The following is an 8,489-nucleotide window of genomic DNA, read 5'->3' as shown; positions in this document are numbered from 1 at the left end:
GCCACCACGGCGAAGCCGCGGCCCTGGTCGCCGGCGCGCGCCGCCTCCACCGCGGCGTTGAGCGCCAGGATGTTGGTCTGGAAGGCGATGCTCTCCACCGTGGCCAGGATTTCGCCCACGCGCTGTGCGCTGCCGTCGATGCGCTTCATGGTGGCCGCAACTTCCTGCATGCGCGAAGCGGCCGTGCCCACCACGCGCGCCGTGTCGGCCGCCAGCTGGTCGGCCCGCGCGCAGCCCTGCGCGTTCTGCCGGGCCGACGAGGCCAGCTGCTCGATGCCGGTGGCGATCTCCTCCAGCGAGGCGGCCTGCTCGTGGGTGCGCTCCGACAGCTGCGTGTTGCCTTCGGCGATGGCGCGCGTGCCCGACACGATGGCCTCGGAGCTGGCCAGCGCCTGCCGCACGATCAGCCCCAGGCTGCGGTTCATCTGCATGATGGCGCTGCGCAGCCGGTTCACGTCGCCGCCGAAGCCGTGGCTGGTGGAAGCGCGCGCCTCGTCGGTTACGAGCTCGCCGCTGGCGATGCGCTGGGTGATTTGCACCACGCGCTCGATGTCGCGCGACATGAAGGCGCGCAGCGCCGCGATGGCATACCAGGCCAGGGCCACCAGCCCCAGCACCAGCGGCACGCCCGCCTCGCGCGGCAGCGGCGCGAACAGGGCCACCGCCGCGGGCGCCGCGACCATGGCGCCCAGCAGCACGAAGCCCGGGCCCTGGCCCAGGCGGCCCAGCGCCCAGAATGCGGGCGCATACAACGACTTGAGCATCGGTTCCCCTCCAGGCTGCCGATGCTACGAGATGCAACAGCTTTCGCGCCTGGGTCGAACCCGCAAAAGGACGGAACGCGGCTTTTTCAGGCTTCTGGCCTGGGCGTGTCAGCGAAACTGATGGGTATTCCCCACACGTCAGAGCACCTGGTCCAGCGCCGCCTGCCAGGCCGTGGCGAGCTTGTTCCAGCCGCTTTTGTTCGGGTGGATCTCGTTGAGCCAGTCGCCGCTGTTGCCGGTGCTTGCGGGGTCGGCGGGGACCAGCGGCACTGCAGTGGTGGGCACGGCGAACACGCCGGGGTGCGGCGCGCCCTTCACCCAGCCGGTGACGGCGGACTCCACGTCGACGAACAGGCGCTCGGTCACCTCGGGCCAGAGTGCCTCGGGAATGCCGTTCTTGCGGTACGCCTCGAACAGCCAGGCCTTGTGGCCGGCGATGGCCGGCGCATTGCGCGCCACCGGCATGTTGTAGCAGTTCAGGAACATGGGGATGCCGCCGTGCAGCCTGCTGTTGCGCACCGTGGCGTGCAGCTTCTCGAAGTTCGGGTCGAGGTAGCCGGTGACCAGCGTGGCCACCGCGTCCGCGTCGAAGCAGTCCACAGCCCCGGCCGGCTGCGACTGCCGCACGTCGCGCAGGATGCCCTTGCCGGGCGGCGGGCCCAGCGCGGCGTCGATGAAATCGTTGCCGCCGGCGCTGAACAGCAGCGCGTCGAAGCGCCAGCCCATGTCGGTGTTCAGCCACTGCAGGAAATCGTCGTTCAGGCTGTCGCCGATGCGCCGCAGGGTGTGGCCGAAACGCGAGAGGTTGATGAACAGCGCCCGGTTGCCCTTGCCGCCATGGAACGTCTTGGCCAGGGCCCAGGGCAGCGACAGCTGGGTGGGCGAACTGCGGTCCATCCAGGAATCGCCTTCGCACAGGAAGCGGTAGTCGAAGGCATCGGGGTCGAGCGTCCCCTGGTTCATTTCGCGGCTGTATTCGTGGCTGTAGAGAACGCGTGACGCCATGGGCTTCTCCGGCGAATGTGCGGTTGTGCCGCAGCAGTATCGCGCGGGCGCCTAACCGCCGCAGGCGTCGCCGCTGGCGCGGCGGAACGACGTGCCCTGGGCCAGCGCCAGCGGGCCGTCGCCGCCGGTGATGCGCAGTTCGTTGCCCGCCAGCGTGAGCACCAGCGCGCCGTACTTGGTGGCCTGGGTGCGCAGGGTGCGGCCGTCGAAGCTGCCGTGCAATTGGCGGACGCGGTCCTTGCGCGCCAGTACGCCATTCACCTCGTTGCGGTCGGCGCCGGGCGCCAGCTTCAGCCGGAACTCGTGCAGCAGGCCGGTACCGCACCACAGGCCCTGGTAGGGGGGCGCAGCGGAGGCGGTGGGAGCAACGCCAACCAGGCCTGCACAGGCGAAGGCGGCGAGCAGGCGGAGCGAACGGGGAAGGCGGGGCAAGGGCAAGTGAATTGTCATCCGGATGAGGCTTCGCATCAGAGTGGTGCGGTGTGGGAGAGTTCCGCTCCCCCAGCGCCACGGATGAGCCTATGCTCCGCGGATGAGCAAGCGAATCAGGTTCTGGCTGGCCATTGCCGCCGCGGTGCTTGCCACCTATGCGGCACTGGGGTTCTGGGCGGTTCCGTGGCTCGCGCAGCGGGAGATGGTGCGCTATGTGGAAACGCAGCTGGGCCGCAAGGCCACACTCGGTGCGCTGCACTTCAACCCGTTCACCCTGGGCCTGCGGGCCGACGCGCTGGCGCTGGCCGAGGCGGACGGCGCGCCGATCCTGTCGCTGGGACGGCTGGACGTCGCGCTGCAGTGGCGCACGCTGGCCACGGGCGCGTGGCGGTTCTCGCACATCGAACTGGCCGACCCCAGGGTGCACCTGGCCATCGCGCCGGATGGCCGCTTCAACATGGCGGAGCTGGCCAAGGCGCTCGCGCGCGGCAGAAAACCTTCCACCGATGCGTCGCTGCCCAGGCTGGTGATCGATCGGCTCTCGGTTGCGGGCGGGCGTGTCGACCTGCAGGACCGGCAGGCCGGCTACGCCAACACCTTCGCGCCCATCGCGTTCCAGCTCACCGGCTTCAGCACGCTGCCAGACCGCAGCGACACCCACGTCTTCACCGCCGAATGGGCGCGCGGCGGCAAGCTGCGCTGGACCGGGCAGGCCACGCTCGACCCGATGCGCGCCAGCGGCGAACTGGTGCTGGAAAACGCCTCGCTGCCCGAGCTGTCGGTGTACCTGAAGTCCGCCACACGGGCCACCCTGGCGGCGGGCATGCTGTCGGCGACGGTGCCCTACACGCTGGCCTATGCGGGCGGCCGGCTCCAAGCGAAGCTGGCCGGCGCGCGCGTGGCGCTGCGCGACCTGGCGGTGGCGCGCGAGGCCGCCACCGATTCCTTCGCCGCACTCTCGCGGCTGGACGTGAGCGGCATCGACGCGGACATCGTGACGCGCCGAATTGCTGTTGCCGACGTGCGCGCCGAAGGCGGCAGGCTGAGCGTGCGCCGCGACGCGCGCGGCACGCTGGACATCGCCGGCCTGATGCGCGAGGCGGCAGGCCCGGCGGCCGTGCCGGCGATTGCCCCTGCCGTGCCGGTGTCCGGCTGGTCGGTGGCGGTGCGGCGCGTGCTGTTCGACCGCATCGCGCTGGCCGTCGAAGACGCGACGGTCGATCCGCCGCTGACGCTGGCCGCCGCCAGCGCGCGGCTGGAGCTGGGCCTGCAGGCGGCGCAGAACGGCGCCGCGCTGGAAGCCAAGGTGACCGACGGCGCGCTGGTGCTCGGCGACGTCGTTCTCGCCAAGGGCAAGCAGCCGCCCGTGAAGGTGGCGCGGCTCGGGCTGGAAGGCGCGGCGCTGGACCTGGGCGCACGGAAGGTCAATGTGGCGCGCGTGTTCGCCGAAGGCGGCCAGCTCGATGTGCTGCGCGACCGCAAGGGCGCGATCAACCTCGCGGCCTGGGTGCCGGGCGCGGGGCAGCCCGCCAACGTCGCCGCGCCCACAACCAAAGCTACGGCACCCAAAGCCGCGCCCGAGTGGCAGGTCGTCGTCGGCGCCATCGAACTCGGCAAGTTCGCCGCGGCGCTGGGCGACGAGGGCAGCGGTGTGCGGCTGAACGTGGCGGACTTCCACGCGCGCCTGCTCGGCGCCGGCACCGACGCGCGGCAACCGGTGGCGTTCGACACCCGCTTCAGCCTGCGCGAAGGCGGGCAGGTGGCGGCGCAGGGCAGCGTGGTGCCGGCCACCGGCGCGGTGCGCACGCGGCTGAAGCTGGACACGCTGTCGCTCAAGCCCCTGCAGCCGCTGCTGGCGCAGCACGTCAAGCTCACGCTGGAGGGCGGGGCGCTGTCCGCCCAAGGTGAACTCGTGGCCGGCCCGGGAGCGGGCGCGCGCGACAAGCCGGTGCTGCGCTACGACGGCAGCGTCGGTGTGAGCGGCGTGGTGCTCAAGGAAGCGGGCGGCGCCGTGTTCGCCGCCTGGCGGACGCTGGACATCCCGCAGCTCACGGCGACGGCCGGCCCCAACCGGCTGGACATCCCCGAGCTGCGCATCGCCGGCCTCGACGCCAAGATGGCGATCGAGCCGGACCGCAGCTTCAACGCCGTGCGGCTGCTGGTGACGGCGCCCGCGCCAGCGGCCGTGCTCCCTGTTGCGATGCACGGCGCGGCAATTGGCACCCCCGCGGCGGACAGCGAGCCCTTTGCAATGCGCATCCGCCGCGTGCGCGTGCAGGACGCCAAGCTGGACTTCACCGACCTCAGCCTGCGCCCGCAGTTCAGCGCCAAGATCCACGAACTCAATGGCGTGGTGAATGGCCTGTCGTCCAGCCCCGGCGCGCGCGCGCAGGTGGAGCTCGATGGGCGCGTGGACGCGTTCGGGCTGGCGCGCGTGCGCGGCGAGCTGAACCTATTTTCGCCGCGCAGCCACACCGACCTGGGCGTGGTGTTCCGCAACGTGGACATGGTGCCCGCGTCCACCTACGGCATGAAGTTCGCGGGCTACCGCGTGGCCGGCGGCAAGATCTCGCTGGACCTGCAATACAAGATCCGCGAAGGCAAGCTGGAAGGCGACAACAAAATCGTCATCGACAAGCTCAGGCTGGGCGAGCGCGTGGACAGCCCCGACGCGCTGAAGCTGCCGCTGCAGCTGGCCATTGCGATCCTGGAAGATGCCGACGGCCGCATCGACCTGGGGCTGCAGGTGGCGGGCGACCTGGCCGATCCGCATTTCAGCTACGGCGCGGTGATCGGCAAGGCGCTTGCCAACGTGCTCACCAAGATCGTCACCGCGCCGTTCCGCGCCCTGGGCGCGGCGCTGGGCCTCAGCGGCGAGAAGCTCGAAGCGATCGTGTTCGACCCCGGCAGCGGCACGCTGCTGCCGCCCGAGCGCGAGAAGCTGCGGCAGGTGGCGCAGATCATGGGCAAGCGCGAAGGCCTGCGCCTGTCGGTGCCCGCGCAATACGGCAGCGTGGCCGACGGCGCCGCGCTGCGCATGCTGGCCGTGCGGCGCGAGGTGGCGCAGCGCGCCGGCATCCAGCTGGCGGCCGGCGAAGCGCCGGGCCCGCTGGACACGGGCGACCGCGCCGTGCGTTCCGCGCTGCGCGCGCTGTATGCGCAACGCTTCGGCGAAGCGGAGCTGGACAAGCAGAAGAAGGCGGCGGAAGCGTCGGCCGCGGCGAAGCCGCAGGACGCCGCGTCCGCGCCGCAGGCCCAGGCGCTGCCCGTGTGGCAGCGCGTCGGCAAGATGGTGCAGGGCGAGCCGCAGGTGGCCGATGCCGGCGCCTTCTATGCCCAGCTGCGCGAGCGGCTGGAGCGCGAGCACGCGCTGCCGGCCGATGCTTTGTCCCAGCTGGGCACCGAGCGCGCCCGCGCCATCGCGGCGGCGCTGGCCGAAGCCGGCGTCGGTGCGGCGCGCATCGTGGCGGGCGCGCCAGAAGATGCCGAGGTGGCGGTCGGCAAGCCCGTGCCGGTGAAGCTGGGGCTGGCTTCGTCGCGCTAGCCAGGGAAAACGGCAAGCTCATCCGGATTCAAAGCCGGGCAGCTTGCAAGGTCAGCACATCCATGTGGCGGCACGCGGCGTATTCAGGGCGTCACTTCAACAACGCTAAAAAAGGAAACACCATGAACCGCCACCTCCTCCTGATCCTTGCCGCCACCGCACTGCCGTTCGGCATGGCCCATGCCGACGAAGCCGAAGGCTCGCAGTCCTATCGCAGCGGCATGGCCATGCACGCCAGCAACTGGACGCCGGGACAGCAAACCGGCATGCACACCGGCGCGCAAGCCGGCATGCAGACCGGCATGCAAGCCGGGATGCAGACCACGTCCATGGGCGCTGCACCGGCAACGCGCTGGCTCACCCGCGAGCAGGTGCGCGCCGAAGCCATCCAGGCCATGCAGCAAGGCACCATCACGCGCGGCGAAAAGGGCGGCCACCCGCAGCAGTAAGCAAGCCGCGCCGCGGCGCGCTCAGGGCTTGACGAACTTGAGAACGAATTCGTCCTTGGGCATCGCCGGCTCGGGCGTGTTGCGGTCGCGCGGGTCGGCCGGGTTGCGCAGGAAATTGCCAACCCCGGCCAACTTGAACCCGGCCGCTTCCACCTCGCGCCGCACGAAATCCTCTTCAATGCGATGCAGCGTGCCCGCCTCCGAAATACCGGTGCCGGGCCGTCCTGCGTGGTCGGCGATGACGTAGATGCCGCCCGGCTTCAGTGCCTTGAAGATCGCGGCGTTGGTGCGTGCGCGGTCCACGCCGATGTGCCCGAAGTCGTGGTAATTGAACATCAGCGTGACCAGGTCGAGCGTGTTGCCGGCAACCTCCGGCGGTACCGGATCGTCGAACGAGCGCGTGACCGGCACGATGTGCGCCAGCGCCGGATTGCGCGCGCGCTCGGCCAGCGTGGGCGTGGGCGGGGCGGCGTTGGGCGGCGGCGGTGCCGCGGCGCCTTTAGGCTGGGCCGGTGGTGTGCGGCTCTCCGCGCGCGGCGGGTTCTGCGCGTACACCTTGCCGGTAGGCCCGACGGCGCGCGCGAGCAGCTCCGAGGTGTAGCCGCGCGCCGCGCTCACGTCCAGCACCACGGCGCCGGGCCGCACGCCGACGAAAGCGAGCATCTCGGTGGGCTTGCGCCGCACGTCGTTGACGCGGTCGGCCGGTGCGCGGTCGGGCGCGGCGACGATGGCGCCGATCTGGTCTTGCGACAGTGCCGCCGGGGCGGTGGCGCACCCGGCGAGGGCGCCGGCCAGCGCCAGGCCGGCCAGGATGTGGAGGGAGGGCTTCATTCCCGCAATGTAAGCGCGAAACGCGGCACGGGCCGCGCATGGGGCCACTGGAAGAATCAGCCGCCGCCGGCCATCTCCGCCTGGAAATAGACCTCGCGCACCGTGCCCGTGGCAACGGCGGTGGTGTGGAGCAGCAGGTGGAACTGCGTGCCCGCCGCCAAGTGCGACACGGCAACGGCGGGGCGCAGCAGCTCGACGGCGACGGCGACTTCCGCCGGATGTGCAGCGTCTTCTTGCGCACCCTGCAGCGTCTGCAAGATAGGCAGCTCCGCCCGCGCCGTGAAGCCTTGTTGTCCCACGACCAGGGCGCACTGCCGCGCATGCGCCTCGAGCGAAGCCAGCGTGTGCGCCGGCACGTCCAAGGCGTGCAACTGCACCTGCAGGTGCGGCGTGAACGCGGCATCCGCGGCAAAGCCGGCGACGGCACGCGGTGCGCGCCGCGGGATCTTGCGAATGAGGTAGCCGACGAGGTTGCCGACCGCGGGCAGCCACATCACCAGCAGCAGCGTGCCGACGTCGCGCAGCGTGGACGGATTGGGCGCATAGCTGCGGATCACGGCGCCGGCGACCGCCACGGCCAGCAGGATGGCCATGGTGAGCTGGCGGCGGGAGGGGGTCGCGATGATGGCCATGCGGCATTGTGAACGCTGGCTACCATGTCGCCATCATGCAGCGTCGCTCCCTCGTTCTTGCCCTTTGCGGGGCGGCCTGCGCCACGCGCGCACTGGCCCAAACCACCAGCCTGATCGACGCCGCCGCGCGCGGTGACCTTCCAGCCGTGCGGCGCCTGCTGGACACCGGCGCGCCCGTCAACGCGCGCGACAGCCGCGGCCGCAACGCCGTTCTGGCGGCCACGCAGGGCGGCCACACGGAGGTGGCCCGGCTGCTGGTCGCACGCGGTGCGGACGTGAATGCGCAGGACGACATCCGCGACAGCGCCTTCCTGCTGGCCGGCGCCAGGGGCCACACCGAGATCGTGCGCGCCGCGCTGGCTGCCGGCGCCGATCTAGCCAGCACCAACCGCTATGGCGGCACCGCGCTCATTCCCGCGTGCCACTACGGCCACGTGGACACGGTGCGGCTGCTGCTCGCGACGAAGATCGACGTGAACCACGTCAACAACCTGGGCTGGACCGCGCTGCTGGAAGCCGTGATTTTGGGCAACGGCGGCCCAGCGCACAGCGAGATCGTGCGCATGCTGATCGCGGCAGGCGCGGACGTGAACATCGCGGACCGGGACGGCGTGACGCCGTTGCAGCATGCGGTGCGGCGAGGGCAGCAGAGGGTGGCGGAGATGCTGCGGCAGGCGGGCGGGCGCTGAGCGCTGGAAATCCTGTGCGCCGCTAGTGTAGTGCGCGCGAATTAGTTGAACTTTCGCTCGAAGGCATACTCCGATGGCCAAGGGGGTGTGATGCCATGCGGGTCGCCAAGTCGATTGAGCTGGATGGGCAGACGCAGCAGGAG

At 71.0% G+C, this 8,489-nt stretch carries 8 protein-coding genes; 3 read left to right on the top strand and 5 right to left on the bottom strand.

The features are described from left to right. The 3 genes from H0U68_RS20660 to H0U68_RS20650 all read right to left on the bottom strand — a co-directional run. The coding region (locus H0U68_RS20660) for a methyl-accepting chemotaxis protein (RefSeq protein ID WP_296358784.1) at positions 1–764 on the bottom strand (764 nt) is incomplete at its 3' end. Positions 765–902: 138 nt separating this feature from the next. Beyond that, on the bottom strand, positions 903–1,769 hold the full coding sequence (locus tag H0U68_RS20655) for a hypothetical protein (RefSeq protein WP_296358783.1): 867 nt from the start codon (positions 1,767–1,769) through the stop codon (positions 903–905). 51 nt (positions 1,770–1,820) lie between these two features. Then, positions 1,821–2,201 carry a hypothetical protein gene (locus H0U68_RS20650; RefSeq protein WP_296358782.1) on the bottom strand — a complete coding sequence of 127 codons (381 nt, stop codon included), beginning with the start codon at positions 2,199–2,201 and terminating at the stop codon, positions 1,821–1,823. Positions 2,202–2,301: 100 nt separating this feature from the next. On the opposite strand from H0U68_RS20650, the gene H0U68_RS20645 reads away from it, so the two are divergent. Both H0U68_RS20645 and H0U68_RS20640 read left to right on the top strand, forming a co-directional pair. Then, positions 2,302–5,745, top strand: coding sequence for a DUF748 domain-containing protein (locus H0U68_RS20645; RefSeq protein ID WP_296358781.1), 3,444 nt, complete (start codon positions 2,302–2,304; stop codon positions 5,743–5,745). 122 nt (positions 5,746–5,867) lie between these two features. After that, positions 5,868–6,194, top strand: coding sequence for a DUF4148 domain-containing protein (locus H0U68_RS20640; RefSeq protein WP_296358780.1), 327 nt, complete (start codon positions 5,868–5,870; stop codon positions 6,192–6,194). A gap of 21 nt (positions 6,195–6,215) precedes the next feature. Here the strand turns inward: H0U68_RS20640 and H0U68_RS20635 are convergent, their stop codons facing one another. Both H0U68_RS20635 and H0U68_RS20630 read right to left on the bottom strand, forming a co-directional pair. After that, the gene (locus H0U68_RS20635) at positions 6,216–7,025 is read right to left on the bottom strand and encodes a hypothetical protein (protein ID WP_296358779.1); all 810 of its coding nucleotides are present in this window, start codon (positions 7,023–7,025) and stop codon (positions 6,216–6,218) included. Positions 7,026–7,081: 56 nt separating this feature from the next. After that, a complete protein-coding gene (locus tag H0U68_RS20630; protein ID WP_296358778.1) occupies positions 7,082–7,657 on the bottom strand; it encodes a hypothetical protein in 576 nt (191 codons plus the stop codon). A 35-nt stretch (positions 7,658–7,692) separates the two neighbouring features. On the opposite strand from H0U68_RS20630, the gene H0U68_RS20625 reads away from it, so the two are divergent. Next, positions 7,693–8,346, top strand: coding sequence for an ankyrin repeat domain-containing protein (locus H0U68_RS20625; protein WP_296358777.1), 654 nt, complete (start codon positions 7,693–7,695; stop codon positions 8,344–8,346). Positions 8,347–8,489: the final 143 nt, after the last annotated feature.

It is taken from the genome of Ramlibacter sp. (assembly GCF_013697775.1).
GTDB lineage: Bacteria > Pseudomonadota > Gammaproteobacteria > Burkholderiales > Burkholderiaceae_C > Ramlibacter.
Note: the sequence above shows the minus strand (reverse complement) of the source record. Positions and strands in the feature narration are given on the sequence as shown.

Bases quoted from the DNA above. Each gene is read 5' to 3' on its own strand.
- H0U68_RS20640 (WP_296358780.1), top strand. From the start codon at position 5,868: ATGAACCGCCACCTCCTCCTGATCCTTGCCGCCACCGCACTGCCGTTC.
- H0U68_RS20630 (WP_296358778.1), bottom strand. From the start codon at position 7,657: ATGGCCATCATCGCGACCCCCTCCCGCCGCCAGCTCACCATGGCCATC.
- H0U68_RS20645 (WP_296358781.1), top strand. From the start codon at position 2,302: ATGAGCAAGCGAATCAGGTTCTGGCTGGCCATTGCCGCCGCGGTGCTT.
- H0U68_RS20635 (WP_296358779.1), bottom strand. From the start codon at position 7,025: ATGAAGCCCTCCCTCCACATCCTGGCCGGCCTGGCGCTGGCCGGCGCC.
- H0U68_RS20655 (WP_296358783.1), bottom strand. From the start codon at position 1,769: ATGGCGTCACGCGTTCTCTACAGCCACGAATACAGCCGCGAAATGAAC.
- H0U68_RS20625 (WP_296358777.1), top strand. From the start codon at position 7,693: ATGCAGCGTCGCTCCCTCGTTCTTGCCCTTTGCGGGGCGGCCTGCGCC.